Origin of the sequence: Enterobacter cloacae complex sp. S1 (assembly GCF_014930525.1) — a bacterium.
Lineage (GTDB): Bacteria > Pseudomonadota > Gammaproteobacteria > Enterobacterales > Enterobacteriaceae > Enterobacter > Enterobacter hormaechei_C.
In genome coordinates, this window is sequence record NZ_JADBRE010000004.1 from 492500 (window position 1) to 508387 (window position 15888).

The window sequence follows — 15888 nt, forward strand, 5'->3', positions numbered from 1 at the left end:
GAAAGCTATGTTTCAGGAGTGCAACAATGAGTACATTAAGCCACGCGGCGAGCAGCGCTGAGAAGCGCACCAACGCCCGCTACTGGATAGTGGTGATGCTGTTTATCGTCACCTCTTTCAACTACGGCGACCGTGCCACGTTATCCATTGCCGGCTCTGAGATGGCAAAGGACATCGGACTTGATCCGGTGGGTATGGGTTATGTTTTCTCCGCATTTTCATGGGCCTACGTAATCGGCCAAATCCCTGGCGGCTGGCTGCTGGACCGCTTTGGTTCAAAACGGGTCTATTTCTGGTCCATTTTCATCTGGTCGATGTTTACCCTGTTACAGGGCTTCGTGGATATCTTCAGCGGCTTCGGCATTATCATTGCGCTCTTTACCCTCCGCTTCCTGGTGGGCTTAGCGGAAGCGCCATCGTTCCCTGGCAACAGCCGTATTGTGGCCGCCTGGTTCCCGGCGCAGGAGAGGGGAACGGCGGTAGCCATCTTTAACTCGGCGCAATACTTTGCGACGGTTATTTTCGCGCCAATCATGGGCTGGCTGACGCACGAAGTGGGCTGGTCGCACGTCTTCTTCTTCATGGGCGGGCTGGGGATCGTCATCAGCTTCATCTGGCTGAAAGTGATCCACGAACCAAACCAGCATCCGGGCGTGAACAAGAAAGAGCTGGACTACATTGCTGAAGGTGGGGCGCTGATCAACATGGATCAGAAAACCCAGAAAGCTAAAGTTCCGTTCAGCCAGAAATGGGGGCAGATCAAACAGCTCGTCGGCTCACGAATGATGATCGGTATCTATCTCGGCCAGTACTGCATTAACGCCTTAACCTACTTCTTTATCACCTGGTTCCCGGTTTACCTGGTGCAGGCGCGCGGGATGTCGATTCTGAAGGCGGGGTTTGTCGCCTCCGTGCCGGCCATCTGCGGCTTCGTGGGTGGGGTGCTTGGCGGGGTCATCTCCGACTGGCTGATGCGTCGTACCGGTTCGCTGAATATTGCGCGTAAAACGCCAATCGTGCTCGGCATGCTGCTCTCCATGACCATGGTGTTCTGTAACTACGTCAGCGCGGAGTGGATGATTATCGGCTTTATGGCGATGGCCTTCTTCGGTAAAGGCATTGGCGCACTGGGCTGGGCGGTGATGGCAGATACCGCGCCGAAAGAGATCAGCGGCCTGAGCGGCGGTCTGTTCAACATGTTTGGCAACATTTCCGGCATTGTCACCCCAATCGCTATCGGTTACATCGTCGGCACCACTGGCTCCTTCAACGGCGCGCTGATTTATGTAGGCGTCCATGCGCTGGTGGCGGTACTCAGTTATCTGGTGCTGGTGGGTGACATCAAACGAATCGAACTGAAACCTGTTGGGGAGCGCGGATGATGACAACGCAATCAAGCCCGATCGTGACGGAGATGAAGGTCATTCCGGTGGCGGGGCAGGACAGCATGCTGCTCAACATTGGTGGCGCGCATAACGCCTGGTTCACCCGCAACATTGTGGTGCTGACCGACAGCGCAGGGAATACCGGCGTCGGGGAAGCGCCTGGCGGAGAGGTGATTTACCAGACGCTGGTCGACGCCATCCCGCAGGTGGTTGGGCAGGAGGTCGCCCGCCTGAACAAGGTGGTTCAGCGGGTGCATAAGGGTAACCAGTCGGCGGATTTTGATACCTTCGGCAAAGGCGCCTGGACGTTTGAACTGCGCGTTAACGCGGTGGCGGCGCTGGAGGCGGCTCTCCTCGATTTACTGGGCAAGGCGCTGAACGTGCCGGTCTGCGAACTGCTGGGGCCAGGCAAACAGCGTAATGCGGTAACGGTGCTGGGCTATCTGTTCTACGTTGGCGACCGGACGAAAACCGATCTGCCGTATCTGGAACGCTCGCCGGGCAGCCACGAGTGGTATCACCTGCGTCATCAGGAGGCGCTCTCTGGCGAGGCGGTGGTACGCCTTGCAGAGGCGGCGCAGGATCGCTACGGCTTCAAAGACTTCAAGCTGAAAGGCGGCGTTCTGCCCGGCGAGCAGGAGATTGACAGCGTGCGCGCGTTGAAAAAACGCTTCCCGGAGGCACGCATCACCGTCGATCCGAACGGCGCCTGGCTGCTGGATGAAGCTATCGCGCTGTGCAAAGGGCTGGGCGACGTGCTGACCTACGCGGAAGATCCGTGCGGCGCCGAGCAGGGATTTTCTGGCCGCGAGGTGATGGCCGAATTCCGCCGCGCTACCGGGCTGCCGGTTGCGACCAACATGATCGCCACCAACTGGCGTGAAATGGGCCATGCGGTGATGCTGAATGCGGTGGACATACCGCTGGCGGACCCGCACTTCTGGACCCTTTCCGGCGCGGTGCGCGTGGCGCAGCTGTGCGATGACTGGGGGCTCACCTGGGGCTGCCACTCCAATAACCATTTCGACATTTCGCTGGCGATGTTTACCCACGTTGGCGCGGCGGCGCCGGGCAACCCGACCGCCATCGATACGCACTGGATCTGGCAGGAAGGCGAAGCGCGCCTGACCAAAAATCCACTTGAAATCAAAAATGGCACAATTGCCGTACCGGATGCGCCGGGGCTGGGCGTGGAGCTTGACTGGGATCAGATCCACAAGGCGCATGAAGCGTATAAAAAACTGCCGGGCGGCGCGCGCAACGACGCAGGCCCGATGCAGTACCTTATCCCCGGCTGGACATTTGACCGTAAGCGCCCTGTATTTGGACGTCACTGATAAAAGGATCGAACGATGAGCACATTTTCTACCCCTGTAGTCACCTCCATGCAGATCATTCCTGTCGCGGGACATGACAGCATGCTGATGAACCTGAGCGGCGCCCATGCGCCGTTCTTCACCCGTAATATTGTGGTGATCAAGGACAACTCAGGGCATACCGGTGTCGGTGAAATCCCGGGCGGGGAGAAGATCCGTAAAACGCTGGAGGACGCCATTCCGCTGGTGGTGGGTAAAACGCTGGGCGAGTACAAAAATGTGCTGACTCGCGTGCGTACGACCTTTGCCGATCGTGATGCGGGTGGCCGTGGTCTGCAAACGTTTGATCTGCGCACCACTATCCATGTGGTCACGGGCATTGAAGCCGCGATGCTGGATCTGCTGGGCCAGCATCTGGGCGTCAATGTCGCCTCCCTGCTGGGAGACGGCCAGCAGCGCAGCGAAGTGGAAATGCTCGGCTACCTGTTCTTTATCGGCAACCGCAAACTCACCCCGCTGCCGTACCAGAGCCAGCCGGACGAAAAATGCGACTGGTATCGTGTGCGTCACGATGAAGCGATGACCCCGGACGCGGTGGTGCGTCTGGCGGAAGCCGCGTATGAAAAATATGGCTTTAATGACTTCAAGCTGAAAGGCGGTGTACTGGCGGGTGAAGAAGAAGCAGAGGCGATCGCCGCGCTGGCGAAGCGCTTCCCGCAGGCGCGCGTCACGCTGGATCCGAACGGTGCCTGGTCGCTTGATGAGGCGATAAAAATCGGTAAGCAGCTTAAAGGCGTGCTGGCCTATGCGGAAGATCCGTGCGGTGCAGAGCAGGGGTTCTCCGGACGTGAAGTGATGGCGGAGTTCCGTCGCGCCACCGGGCTGCCAACCGCCACCAACATGATCGCGACCGACTGGCGTCAGATGGGGCACACGCTCTCGCTGCAATCGGTGGACATTCCGCTGGCAGACCCGCACTTCTGGACGATGCAGGGCTCGGTTCGCGTGGCGCAGATGTGCCATGAGTTCGGCCTGACCTGGGGCTCGCACTCCAACAACCACTTCGACATCTCGCTGGCGATGTTCACCCACGTGGCGGCTGCCGCGCCGGGCAACATTACCGCCATCGACACCCACTGGATCTGGCAGGAGGGCAACCAGCGCCTGACCAAACAGCCGTTTGAAATCAAAGGCGGTATGGTACAGGTTCCTGCTACGCCGGGTCTGGGCGTAGAACTGGATATGGACCAGGTCATGAAAGCGCATGAGCTGTACCAGAAACACGGCCTGGGCGCGCGTGATGACGCGCTGGCGATGCAATACCTGATCCCAGAGTGGACATTCGACAATAAACGTCCGTGCATGGTACGATAAGCGCATTGGGACCGCTCCCATGAGTGGTCCCTTACGTGGTGTATGCTTAACGTAACTAACATGCGTAAGGATGGCTTATGAAAATTGTTATCGCTCCGGACTCGTATAAGGAAAGCTTGAGCGCGCTGGAGGTGGCGACAGCGATAGAGGTCGGTTTTCGCGACATTTTCCCGTCAGCGGACTATGTCAAATTAACGGTTGCCGATGGTGGCGAAGGGACGGTGGAAGCGATGGTGGCAGCCACGCATGGGCGTCTTGTCCATGTTCCCGTTACCGGGCCTTTGGGTGAACGCGTGGAAGGGTTTTTCGGGTTATCCGGAGACGGGAAAAGCGCCTTTATTGAGATGGCGGCAGCGAGCGGTCTGGAGCTTGTTGCTCCCGCAAAGCGTAACCCGTTAATCACCACCTCCTGGGGAACCGGGGAACTGATCCGTCATGCGCTGGATGCGGGCGTTAAGCATATCATTATTGGCATTGGAGGCAGCGCGACCAATGACGGTGGCGCAGGCATGGTGCAGGCGCTGGGCGTAAAACTGCTGGATGCGAAAGCGCAGCCCGTAGGGCCGGGCGGCGGCGAACTGGCAAGCCTTGCGCATATCGATCTTAGCGGGCTGGATAAGCGGCTGGCAGACTGTCGAATTGAAGTGGCCTGCGATGTGACCAACCCCCTGATCGGCGAAGCTGGCGCTTCTGCGGTATTTGGTCCGCAGAAAGGGGCGACGCCGGAGATGGTCAGGACGCTGGACAACGCGCTGGCGCATTACGCAAAAATTATCGCCCGGGATCTGGATATTGACGTCTTAAACCTGGCGGGCGGCGGTGCGGCTGGCGGAATGGGGGCGGCGCTGTATGCATTTTGCGGCGCACAGCTCCGTCAGGGGATTGAGATTGTCACCGATGCCCTGCATCTTGATGAACAGGTCGCGGACGCCGATCTGGTGATCACGGGCGAAGGGCGTATCGACAGCCAGACGATCCACGGCAAAGTGCCCGTTGGCGTGGCGAGAGTCGCGAAACGCTATAACAAGCCAGTTATCGGCATTGCCGGCAGCCTGACGGCGGATGTTGGCGTGGTGCATGAGCATGGACTGGATGCCGTATTCAGCGTGATCTACACCATCTGCTCGCTGGAGGATGCGCTGGAAAATGCGCAACAGAATGTACAGATGGCCGCAAGGAATATTGCGGCGGTGATAAAGATGGGGCAGGGGATGTCGCGTTAACGTTCGTGCTCCTGTAGGCCCGGTAAGCGAAGCGCCACCGGGCTTTGGTCTTAGCTCCCCAACACCTTCATTGCTTCCCGCGTCACGTTGTCCATTTCGTCCAGCAGCTCCAGGAACTCCGGTTCGAGATCGGATTCTGGCGTACCCGCGCGGAGCTGCTGTTCAAGCAACTGGCAGAGATTTTTCAACCGCGGTACGCCGCTGTAGCCGCAGCTGCCGTGCAGTTTATGAATGGCTTCCAGCAGTCCTTCGGGGTTTTCACCCACCAGCTGTTCTTCAACCTTGTTACGGATCTCAGGCAGGAAGTCCACCAGCATTTGCAGCATATCGCGGGCCAGATCGGGTTTGCCCGCCGCCTGGCGCAGCGCCAGTTGCCAGTCAAACGTGGCATTCTGGTTAACGCTGATCTCCGGCGATTCAGCTGTAATGGTGTATGTCCCGCCAATGTGCCCCGGCTTGTAGCGCAGCAGCAGGCTGTGCAGCTTCTCTTCGTCGATCGGTTTCGCCAGATAATCGTTCATGCCCGCACCCAGCAGTTTCTCCTTTTGCCCCGCCATCGCGTGCGCCGTCACGGCAATCACCGGCGTCTGCTGCTGGTGCGGAAGCTGGCGAATCAACTCGCAGGCGCGGATGCCATCCATGCCCGGCATCTGAATATCCATCAGGATCAGGTCGAACTGCATCTGTTTGGCTTGTTCCACGGCTTCGGCGCCGCTGGTACACAGCTCAACATGCTGAACCTGATCCTCAAGCAGCACGCCAATCAGCTTCAGGTTCGCCGGGTTGTCGTCCACGGCCATCACCGTCATCGGCAGCTTATGTTCGTCGTTTTCCAGCGGCAGGGACTGATGCGTCAGACGGCAATATTCGGTCAGCGCAGGTAACAGCCGTGTGGCGGTGAGGGGTTTCAGCAGACACGCCGCCGCTCCGTCGTTTTTCAGCTCTTCGGCGTTGATTTGGGCGTGGCACGGCAGCGCCAGCAGCAGGTAGTCCGTCATTGAGGCCGCCTTCGCCAGGCGTTCCTGCTGCATGGTCAGTTCTCCGGTAAACGTCACCGGAATCCCCAACAACAGGATATCGTAATGATCGTTCGCCAGCGCGGAGAAGGTCGGGCTGTAAATGACCTCCAGCGGCGTGCTGCTTAATACATCAAGCGTACACTGCGCTGCCGCGGCGTTCGGTTCCACATAGGCCAGACGCATCCCCTTCAGGCACCCGGTGACCGGGCCGTCGGTCTGCACGTTCGGGTTAAGATCAAGGTTGATATGGAACCAGAAGGTTGAGCCCCGGTTAGGCTGGCTGTGGAAGGAGATATCGCCTCCCATCTCTTTCACCAGCTTTTGGGTGATCACCAGCCCCAGGCCCGTTCCGCCGTGACGACGGGAAATGCTCGCATCGGCCTGGCGGAAAGCCTGGAACAGACGCGTCTGATCGCGCTCCGGAATACCAATTCCGGTATCCCGGATCTGCACTTCAATCTGCACTTTGTTATTACTGAGCGCCCTTTTTTCGACCAGAATATCGATGTTGCCGCTCTCGGTGAACTTAATCGCGTTGCCCACCAGATTGGTAATGACCTGTTGCAGGCGCAGCGGGTCGCCAATGACGTTATCCGGCACATCATTTTTAATATTGAGCGTCAGTTCCAGACCCTTATCATGCGATGAGTGGGCAAGAAGCGTGACCACGTCATCCAGCGTGCTGCGCAGCGGGAAGGGAATACTCTCCAGAATCAGCTTGCCCGCTTCCAGCTTCGAGAAGTCCAGTACGTCGTTAATAATGGTCAGCAGGTTGTTGGCTGAGCGTTCAATGGTATGCAGATGGTCACGCTGGGTCGGGTTCAGCTCGCTTTTGAGCGTCAGACGGGTGAAGCCAATCACCCCGTTCAGCGGCGTGCGCAGCTCGTGCGACATGTTCGCCAGGAACTCAGACTTAATTCGTGCCGCCTCCTGCGCACGTTTTTTCGCCAGATCCAGCTCCACGTTCTGGATCTCCATCTGCTCCAGCGTTTCGCGCAGGTCAGAGGTGGCCTGGTCAACGTTGTGCTGCATCTCTTCGTGATAAGCCGCCAGCGACATCGCCATTGAGTTGATGCCATTTTTCAGCATATCCAGCTCGCCGAGCATAAAGCCTTCCACGCGGCTGTCGAGCTGACCCCGGCGGATCCGGTCAACGGTATTCACCATGTTGCGGATAGGCCCCGTGACGTCGCGCATCAGTCGCCAGCCGAAGATCAGCGCGATGCCGATGCAGAACAGCATCATCACGCCGGAGATGAATATTTCTTTGTACTGCTGGAGCCGTACCGACTTAAGATCCAGCTCCAGCGCCACATATCCCAGCATATTATTGCTGGACTTCGCATCGGACTGGGCGGATTCATCGGGTGAATAGCTTTCGGAGATAATCGGCGTGCGCAGGATCATGATATCGCCGCGCCGCAACACCGTAAGGTGACGCGGGAAGGGGGTACCATCCGGGATTTTCAGCGACGTGGGATCCAGATGGAAATTCGAGGTGACGAACAGACGGTTATGCTCATCGTAAACGGAAATGGCGCGCACAATCTCTGAATGACGGCGGTGCAGCACGCTGATTAACTGACCAATGGATTCACGGTTTTGCAGGTTCATACCGTACTCGCTGGAGACGGCCAGCGGTTCGATAATGCTGGCCCCGGCATCTTCAAGCTGTCTCTGCAAATCGTTATAGCGATGCACCACAAAGAAAATGCTCAGCAGCAAACCGATGAGAACGGTAGGAGCGAGGATCAAAATCATCATGCGCGCGCGCAGGCTGTAGTTGGTCATGGAGTTCCGTTATGGGACAATCAGGCTAATTATGTTTATTTGAGAACAATCTCGGCGATGGCGCAATTCTACTCTGCAAAACGACGCGTGACGACGCGTCAGATCATAACTGTTGAAGCCACGGACCTCGATCCTTTTGGACAGGGGGTGGCGCGTCACAAGGGTAAGTCACTGTTTATCACAGGTTTGCTGCCAGGAGAACGCGCAGATATTACGCTGACGGAAGAAAAACGTCAGTATGCGCGTGGTCAGGTCAAGCGCCGTCTTAATGATAGCCCGGAGCGCGTGATGCCTCGCTGCCCCCATTTTGGCGTCTGCGGTGGCTGCCAGCAACAGCATGCCAGCACAGAATTACAGCAAAAAAGTAAAAGCAGCGCGCTGGCCCGCCTGGTCGGACACGACGTGAATGACATCATTGCCGATCGGCCCTGGGGCTACCGTCGCCGCGCTCGCCTGAGCCTCAGCTACCAGCCCAAAACCGAGCGGCTGGAGATGGGTTTTCGCAAAGCCGGCTCCAGCGATATCGTCTCTGTCACGCAGTGCCCTGTTTTGGTGCCCCATCTTGAGGCGTTGCTCCCGGACGTGCACCACTGTCTTGCATCGCTGGATGGCGTGCGTTCGCTGGGCCATGTCGAACTGGTGCTGGCCAACAGTGGCCCGCTGATGGTACTGCGCCACACCGCGCCGCTGTCAAAGGCAGATCGCGAAAAACTGGAACGCTTTTCGCATTCTCATGAGCTTGCGCTTTTCCTCGCGCCGCAAAGCGAGATACTTGAGCAGGTCAGCGGAGAAGCGCCCTGGTATGCGTCAGACGGGCTACGCTTAACGTTCAGCCCGCGGGATTTTATCCAGGTCAACGACGGCGTGAACCAGAAGATGGTGGCGAACGCGCTGGCGTGGCTGGACGTACAACCCACCGATCGGGTGCTCGATCTGTTCTGCGGTATGGGGAACTTTACCCTGCCGCTGGCCCGCAAAGCAGCAAGCGTGGTCGGGGTGGAAGGCGTTGAGGCGCTGGTGGTGAAAGGCCAGGAAAACGCCCAACAGAACGGCTTGCAAAATGTGACATTCTTTCATCAAAATCTTGAGGATGATGTTACTCAGCAACCGTGGGCTAAGCAGGGCTTTGATAAGATCCTGCTCGACCCGGCGCGCGCAGGTGCGCCGGGCGTGATGCAGCATATAATTAAACTCGCGCCTGAACGCGTGGTCTATGTTTCCTGTAACCCGGCGACGCTTGCCCGTGACAGCGAAGCATTATTGAGCGGGGGTTACCAGATTCGACGTCTGGCAATGCTGGACATGTTCCCGCACACTGGTCATCTGGAATCGATGGTGTTGTTCGAGCACATCTAATGAGTTTGGCTTGTCGACTTCGACAGGCCCTTGTCCCTAAAGGAGAGGACGATGGTTGCGGTAAGAAGTGCACATTTAAATAAAGCTGGTGAGTTTGACCCTCAAAAATGGATCGCAAGTCTGGGGATTTCCAGCCAGCAGTCGTGTGAACGCTTAACCGAAACCTGGGCCTATTGTTTACGCACAACGCAGGGGCATCCGGACGCTGAACTGCTGTTGTGGCGCGGCGTGGAGATGGTTGAAATTCTCTCCATGCTGAACATGGATATTGAAACGCTACAGGCCGCACTGCTGTTCCCCCTGGCGGACGCCGACGTGGTGACGGAAGACGTCCTGCGTGAAAGCGTCGGCCAGTCCGTCGTGGCGCTTATCCACGGCGTGCGTGACATGGCAGCCATTCGTCAGCTTAAAGCCGCGCAAACGGACTCTGTCTCTTCCGAGCAGGTGGATAACGTCCGTCGCATGCTGCTGGCGATGGTAGATGATTTCCGCTGCGTGGTTATCAAGCTGGCCGAACGGGTTGCCCATCTGCGTGAAGTGAAGGATGCGCCGGAAGACGAGCGCGTCCTGGCCGCTAAAGAGTGTACGAATATCTATGCGCCGCTGGCGAACCGTCTCGGTATCGGGCAACTGAAGTGGGAGCTGGAAGATTACTGCTTCCGCTACCTGCATCCGGCGGAATACAAACGCATTGCAAAATTGCTGCACGAACGCCGCATTGACCGCGAGCACTATATCGAGGAATTTGTCAGCGGGCTGCGCCAGTCGATGAAAGAGGAGAATGTGCGCGCCGAGGTCTACGGGCGTCCGAAGCACATCTACAGCATCTGGCGCAAAATGCAAAAGAAACACCTCGCCTTTGACGAGCTGTTTGACGTGCGCGCCGTACGTATCGTGGCGGAGCGTCTCCAGGACTGCTATGCCGCGCTGGGGATAGTGCATACTCACTTCCGCCATCTGCCGGATGAGTTCGATGACTACGTCGCCAACCCCAAACCAAACGGCTATCAGTCTATTCATACCGTGGTGCTCGGCCCTGGCGGCAAAACGGTGGAAATTCAGATCCGTACCAAACAGATGCACGAAGACGCCGAGCTGGGCGTGGCGGCGCACTGGAAATACAAAGAGGGTACCTCCGGTGGCGGTCGCTCCGGTCACGAGGACCGTATCGCCTGGCTGCGTAAGCTGATTGCGTGGCAGGAAGAGATGGCCGACTCCGGCGAAATGCTCGACGAAGTGCGCAGTCAGGTCTTCGACGATCGCGTCTACGTCTTTACCCCGAAAGGGGACGTGGTTGATTTGCCGGCAGGCTCCACGCCGCTCGATTTCGCCTACCACATCCACAGCGATGTGGGGCACCGTTGCATCGGGGCGAAGATCGGCGGACGTATCGTACCGTTTACCTACCAGCTCCAGATGGGCGATCAGATTGAAATCATCACCCAGAAGCAGCCAAACCCAAGCCGCGACTGGTTGAATCCGAACCTCGGTTACGTTACCACCAGCCGTGGGCGCTCTAAAATTCACGCCTGGTTCCGTAAGCAGGATCGTGACAAGAACATCCTTGCCGGTCGCCAGATCCTGGACGACGAGCTGGAACATATTGGCATCAGCCTGAAAGAAGCGGAGAAGTTCCTGCTGCCGCGCTACAACTTCAACGAGCTCGACGAACTGTTAACGGCGATTGGTGGCGGCGATATCCGCCTGAACCAGATGGTGAACTTCCTGCAAGCGCAGTTCAACAAGCCAAGCGCAGCGGAGCAGGATGCGGCAGCGCTGAAACAACTCCAGCAGAAAACCTACGCTCCGCAGCAGCGCAGCAAGGACAATGGCCGCGTGGTGGTTGAAGGGGTGGGTAACCTCATGCACCATATTGCCCGCTGCTGCCAGCCGATCCCGGGAGACGATATTGTCGGCTTTATCACCCAGGGGCGCGGGATCTCGATTCACCGTTCCGACTGCGATCAGCTTGCAGAGCTGCAATCGCATGCGCCGGAACGTATCGTGGAAGCCGTCTGGGGGGAGAGCTACTCGGCGGGTTACTCGCTGGTGGTGCGCGTCACTGCCAACGACCGCAGCGGCCTGCTGCGCGACATCACCACCATTCTCGCCAACGAGAAGGTCAACGTGCTGGGCGTTGCCAGCCGCAGCGATACCCGCGAGCAGCTTGCCACCATCGATATGACTATCGAAATCTATAACCTTCAGGTGCTGGGCCGCGTACTCGGCAAACTGAACCAGGTGCCGGATGTGATTGACGCGCGTCGTCTGCACGGCGGCTAAACATCCTCTTCTGTAGGCCGGGTAAGGCAACGCCGCCACCCGGCTCTGGCATTTAATGGAATCTGTTATGACTCAAATCGACCGCCTGCTTGGCATCATGAAACGCCTGCGCGACCCGGAAAACGGCTGCCCGTGGGATAAAGAGCAGACTTTCGCCACCATTGCGCCTTACACGCTGGAAGAGACCTACGAAGTGCTGGACGCGATTTCGCGCGAAGATTTCGACGACCTGCGCGGTGAGCTGGGCGACCTGCTGTTCCAGGTTGTGTTCTACGCGCAGATGGCGCAGGAAGAGGGGCGCTTTAACTTTGACGATATCTGCGCCGCTATCAGTGACAAGCTGGAGCGTCGTCATCCGCATATTTTTGGCGATGCCTCCGCAGGCAACAGTGCGGAAGTGCTGGCGCGCTGGGAGCAGATCAAAAGCGCCGAACGCGCTGAAAAATCCCAGCACTCGGCGCTGGACGACATTCCCCTGAACCTTCCCGCGCTGATGCGCGCGCACAAAATTCAAAAGCGCTGCTCGGCGGTAGGGTTTGACTGGACCTCTCTCGGCCCGGTGCTGGAAAAAGTGCACGAAGAGATCGACGAAGTGATGCATGAAGCGCAGCAGGCCGTTGTGGATGAAGCAAAGCTGGAAGAGGAGATGGGCGATCTGCTGTTTGCGACCGTCAACCTTTCGCGCCACCTCGGTGTAAAAGCGGAAACCGCCCTGCAAAAAGCGAACATTAAATTCGAACGACGCTTTCGCGAAGTTGAGCGGATTGTGGCCTCGCGCGGCCTCGAAATGAGCGGGATTGACCTCGACGCGATGGAAGAAGTCTGGCAGGAAGTAAAACGCCAGGAACATGATCTCTAACGAGATTTTGCGATCAAGCGCAATTTGTGTGATTTTTTAAATGACAAGCGCTTGATTTGCGTCAAAAACATTTACCCAAAAGGGGCTATTTTCTCACTCCTTATGTTTGTCATGGCCTGGAGTGGAGACGGAGAATGAAAGTTTGTGGCGCTCGTCGTGTTCGGGTATACTACTTTCCCGTCCTGGTTATTCCATCGTTTCACCCTAACTTCTCAGGTTCAGCATGACAACGAACTATATTTTTGTGACCGGCGGGGTCGTATCCTCTCTGGGTAAAGGCATTGCCGCAGCCTCCCTCGCAGCCATTCTTGAAGCCCGTGGCCTCAATGTGACCATGATGAAACTGGATCCGTACATCAACGTCGATCCTGGCACCATGAGCCCAACCCAACACGGGGAAGTGTTCGTTACTGAAGACGGCGCTGAAACCGATCTGGATCTTGGCCACTACGAGCGTTTCATCCGTACCAAAATGACCCGTCGTAACAACTTTACGACTGGCCGTATCTACTCTGACGTTCTGCGTAAAGAGCGCCGTGGTGACTACCTGGGCGCGACCGTGCAGGTCATCCCACACATCACTAACGCCATTAAAGAGCGTGTCCTTGCCGGTGGCGAAGGGCATGACGTTGTGCTGGTTGAAATCGGCGGTACCGTGGGGGATATCGAATCCCTGCCGTTCCTCGAAGCGATTCGTCAGCTGGCGGTAGATATTGGTCGTGAGCACGCGCTGTTCATGCACCTGACGCTGGTGCCTTACATGGCGGCAGCAGGTGAAGTGAAAACCAAACCGACTCAGCACTCTGTTAAAGAGCTGCTCTCCATCGGTATTCAGCCTGACATCCTGGTTTGCCGTTCCGATCGCGCGATTCCGGCGAACGAACGCGCGAAAATTGCATTGTTCTGTAACGTGCCTGAAAAAGCCGTTATTTCAATGAAAGATGTCGATTCCATTTATAAAATCCCGGGCCTGTTGAAATCACAGGGTCTGGACGATTATATTTGTAAACGATTCAGCTTGAACTGTCCGGAAGCTAACCTGTCTGAATGGGAGCAGGTGATTTACGAAGAAGCCAATCCGGGCGGCGAAGTGACTATCGGTATGGTCGGCAAGTACATCGAACTGCCAGATGCCTATAAGTCAGTTATCGAAGCGCTGAAACACGGTGGTCTGAAGAATCGCGTCTCTGTGAACATCAAGCTGATTGATTCGCAGGATGTGGAGACGCGCGGCGTTGAAATTCTTAAAGATCTGGATGCGATTCTCATCCCTGGCGGCTTCGGCTACCGTGGTGTTGAAGGCAAGATCGCCACTGCACGCTATGCGCGTGAAAACAATATTCCATACCTCGGTATCTGCCTGGGTATGCAGGTTGCGCTGATTGAATTTGCGCGCAACGTAGCGGGAATGGAAAACGCGAACTCTACGGAATTTGTGCCAGACTGTAAGTACCCTGTTGTGGCGCTGATTACGGAATGGCGCGACGAAGACGGTAACGTCGAAGTCCGTACCGAGAAGAGCGATCTGGGTGGCACCATGCGTCTTGGCGCACAGGCCTGCCAGCTGTCCGACGATAGCGTGGTACGCAAGCTGTACGGCGAGCCGGTCATCACCGAGCGCCATCGTCACCGCTATGAAGTCAACAACATGTTGTTGAAACAAATTGAAGCTGCGGGTCTGCGTGTTGCGGGCCGTTCCGGGGATGATCAGTTAGTCGAGATCATCGAAGTGCCTAACCATCCGTGGTTCGTGGCCTGCCAATTCCACCCGGAATTTACTTCAACGCCGCGTGACGGGCATCCGCTGTTTGCAGGCTTCGTGAAAGCCGCCAGCGAGTACCAGAAGCGTCAGGCGAAGTAAAAAAAGTTAGAACGGCAACGCGTACCTTTGGTACGCGTTGTTTGTCTGGAGTTTTAGTTTAACTTGTACTGAGGAAAATCTAATGTCCAAAATCGTTAAAGTCATCGGTCGTGAAATCATCGACTCCCGTGGTAACCCGACCGTTGAAGCTGAAGTTCATCTGGAAGGTGGTTTCGTCGGTATGGCAGCGGCTCCATCAGGGGCTTCTACAGGTTCCCGCGAAGCGCTGGAACTGCGTGATGGCGACAAATCCCGTTTCATGGGCAAAGGCGTACTGAAAGCGGTTGGCGCTGTTAACGGTCCTATTGCTCAGGCTATCGTTGGCAAAGATGCTAAAGATCAGGCTGGCATCGACAAGATCATGATCGATCTGGACGGTACTGAAAACAAATCTAACTTCGGTGCGAACGCAATCCTGGCCGTTTCCCTGGCGAACGCCAAAGCGGCAGCGGCAGCTAAAGGCATGCCACTGTTCGAGCACATCGCTGAACTGAACGGCACCCCAGGCAAATACTCCATGCCTGTACCAATGATGAACATCATCAACGGTGGTGAGCACGCAGACAACAACGTTGATATTCAGGAATTCATGATTCAGCCAGTTGGCGCGAAATCCCTGAAAGAAGCGGTACGTATGGGTTCTGAAGTGTTCCACAACCTGGCTAAAGTTCTGAAAGCTAAAGGCATGAACACGGCTGTTGGTGACGAAGGCGGCTACGCGCCAAACCTGGGTTCTAACGCAGAAGCACTGGCTGTTATCGCTGAAGCGGTTAAAGCAGCAGGCTACGAGCTGGGCAAAGACATCACCCTGGCGATGGACTGCGCAGCATCTGAATTCTACAAAGACGGTAAATACGTTCTGGCTGGCGAAGGCAACAAAGCGTTCACCTCTGAAGAGTTCACCCACTTCCTGGAAGACCTGACCAAACAGTACCCAATCGTTTCTATCGAAGACGGTCTGGACGAGTCTGACTGGGATGGTTTCGCATACCAGACCAAAGTACTGGGCGACAAAATCCAGCTGGTTGGTGACGATCTGTTCGTAACCAACACCAAGATCCTGAAAGAAGGCATCGAGAAAGGCATCGTTAACTCCATCCTGATCAAATTCAACCAGATCGGTTCTCTGACCGAAACGCTGGCTGCGATCAAAATGGCGAAAGACGCTGGCTACACCGCGGTTATCTCTCACCGTTCTGGCGAAACTGAAGACGCTACCATCGCTGACCTGGCTGTTGGTACCGCTGCTGGCCAGATCAAAACTGGTTCTATGAGCCGTTCTGACCGTGTTGCTAAATACAACCAGCTGATTCGTATCGAAGAAGCTCTGGGCGAAAAAGCACCTTACAACGGTCGTAAAGAGATCAAAGGCCAGGCATAAGCCCGAACCTTCGTTCTTATGAAAAAACCCGCTTCGGCGG

General features: G+C 56.6%; 10 protein-coding genes. 9 read left to right on the forward strand and 1 reads right to left on the reverse strand.

Features of this window, described 5'->3' with window-relative positions:
• Window positions 1–26: 26 nt before the first annotated feature.
• The 4 genes from gudP to IM290_RS04855 all read left to right on the forward strand — a co-directional run bounded on the left by gudP (window position 27) and on the right by IM290_RS04855 (window position 5298).
• Window positions 27–1382 (forward strand): galactarate/glucarate/glycerate transporter GudP, encoded by a 1356-nt coding sequence (gudP, locus tag IM290_RS04840; RefSeq protein ID WP_003862734.1) that lies wholly within the window; start codon window positions 27–29, stop codon window positions 1380–1382.
• Entirely contained in the window at window positions 1382–2722 is a 1341-nt protein-coding gene (locus tag IM290_RS04845) for an enolase C-terminal domain-like protein (protein WP_045333289.1), read from the forward strand. Before gudP ends, IM290_RS04845 begins: the two co-directional genes overlap by 1 nt.
• Window positions 2723–2737: 15 nt before the next feature.
• On the forward strand, window positions 2738–4075 hold the full coding sequence (gudD, locus tag IM290_RS04850; RefSeq protein WP_032619132.1) for a glucarate dehydratase: 1338 nt from the start codon (window positions 2738–2740) through the stop codon (window positions 4073–4075).
• A 77-nt stretch (window positions 4076–4152) separates the two neighbouring features.
• On the forward strand, window positions 4153–5298 hold the full coding sequence (locus IM290_RS04855; protein ID WP_193042448.1) for a glycerate kinase: 1146 nt from the start codon (window positions 4153–4155) through the stop codon (window positions 5296–5298).
• A gap of 50 nt (window positions 5299–5348) precedes the next feature.
• On the opposite strand, the gene barA is transcribed toward IM290_RS04855, so the two are convergent.
• A complete protein-coding gene (barA, locus tag IM290_RS04860; RefSeq protein WP_003862726.1) occupies window positions 5349–8108 on the reverse strand; it encodes a two-component sensor histidine kinase BarA in 2760 nt (919 codons plus the stop codon).
• Between the two features lie 57 nt (window positions 8109–8165).
• Between barA and rlmD the strand changes: the two genes are divergently transcribed.
• The 5 genes from rlmD to eno all read left to right on the forward strand — a co-directional run bounded on the left by rlmD (window position 8166) and on the right by eno (window position 15848).
• On the forward strand, window positions 8166–9464 hold the full coding sequence (rlmD, locus tag IM290_RS04865; RefSeq protein ID WP_193042447.1) for a 23S rRNA (uracil(1939)-C(5))-methyltransferase RlmD: 1299 nt from the start codon (window positions 8166–8168) through the stop codon (window positions 9462–9464).
• A gap of 51 nt (window positions 9465–9515) precedes the next feature.
• The gene (gene relA / locus IM290_RS04870) at window positions 9516–11747 is read left to right on the forward strand and encodes a GTP diphosphokinase (protein ID WP_193042446.1); all 2232 of its coding nucleotides are present in this window, start codon (window positions 9516–9518) and stop codon (window positions 11745–11747) included.
• A gap of 67 nt (window positions 11748–11814) precedes the next feature.
• Window positions 11815–12606: a nucleoside triphosphate pyrophosphohydrolase gene (gene mazG / locus IM290_RS04875; RefSeq protein WP_003862720.1), complete on the forward strand. Its 792-nt coding sequence runs from the start codon at window positions 11815–11817 to the stop codon at window positions 12604–12606.
• Window positions 12607–12829: 223 nt separating this feature from the next.
• Window positions 12830–14467 carry a glutamine hydrolyzing CTP synthase gene (gene pyrG, locus IM290_RS04880; RefSeq protein WP_003862718.1) on the forward strand — a complete coding sequence of 546 codons (1638 nt, stop codon included), beginning with the start codon at window positions 12830–12832 and terminating at the stop codon, window positions 14465–14467.
• 82 nt (window positions 14468–14549) lie between these two features.
• Window positions 14550–15848, forward strand: coding sequence for a phosphopyruvate hydratase (eno, locus tag IM290_RS04885; protein ID WP_022649201.1), 1299 nt, complete (start codon window positions 14550–14552; stop codon window positions 15846–15848).
• Window positions 15849–15888: the final 40 nt, after the last annotated feature.

What these genes read in the sequence shown, in the direction of transcription:
- gudP (WP_003862734.1), top strand. Translation starts at nt 27, where the DNA reads ATGAGTACATTAAGCCACGCGGCGAGCAGCGCTGAGAAGCGCACCAAC.
- IM290_RS04845 (WP_045333289.1), top strand. Translation starts at nt 1,382, where the DNA reads ATGACAACGCAATCAAGCCCGATCGTGACGGAGATGAAGGTCATTCCG.
- gudD (WP_032619132.1), top strand. Translation starts at nt 2,738, where the DNA reads ATGAGCACATTTTCTACCCCTGTAGTCACCTCCATGCAGATCATTCCT.
- IM290_RS04855 (WP_193042448.1), top strand. Translation starts at nt 4,153, where the DNA reads ATGAAAATTGTTATCGCTCCGGACTCGTATAAGGAAAGCTTGAGCGCG.
- barA (WP_003862726.1), bottom strand. Translation starts at nt 8,108, where the DNA reads ATGACCAACTACAGCCTGCGCGCGCGCATGATGATTTTGATCCTCGCT.
- rlmD (WP_193042447.1), top strand. Translation starts at nt 8,166, where the DNA reads ATGGCGCAATTCTACTCTGCAAAACGACGCGTGACGACGCGTCAGATC.
- relA (WP_193042446.1), top strand. Translation starts at nt 9,516, where the DNA reads ATGGTTGCGGTAAGAAGTGCACATTTAAATAAAGCTGGTGAGTTTGAC.
- mazG (WP_003862720.1), top strand. Translation starts at nt 11,815, where the DNA reads ATGACTCAAATCGACCGCCTGCTTGGCATCATGAAACGCCTGCGCGAC.
- pyrG (WP_003862718.1), top strand. Translation starts at nt 12,830, where the DNA reads ATGACAACGAACTATATTTTTGTGACCGGCGGGGTCGTATCCTCTCTG.
- eno (WP_022649201.1), top strand. Translation starts at nt 14,550, where the DNA reads ATGTCCAAAATCGTTAAAGTCATCGGTCGTGAAATCATCGACTCCCGT.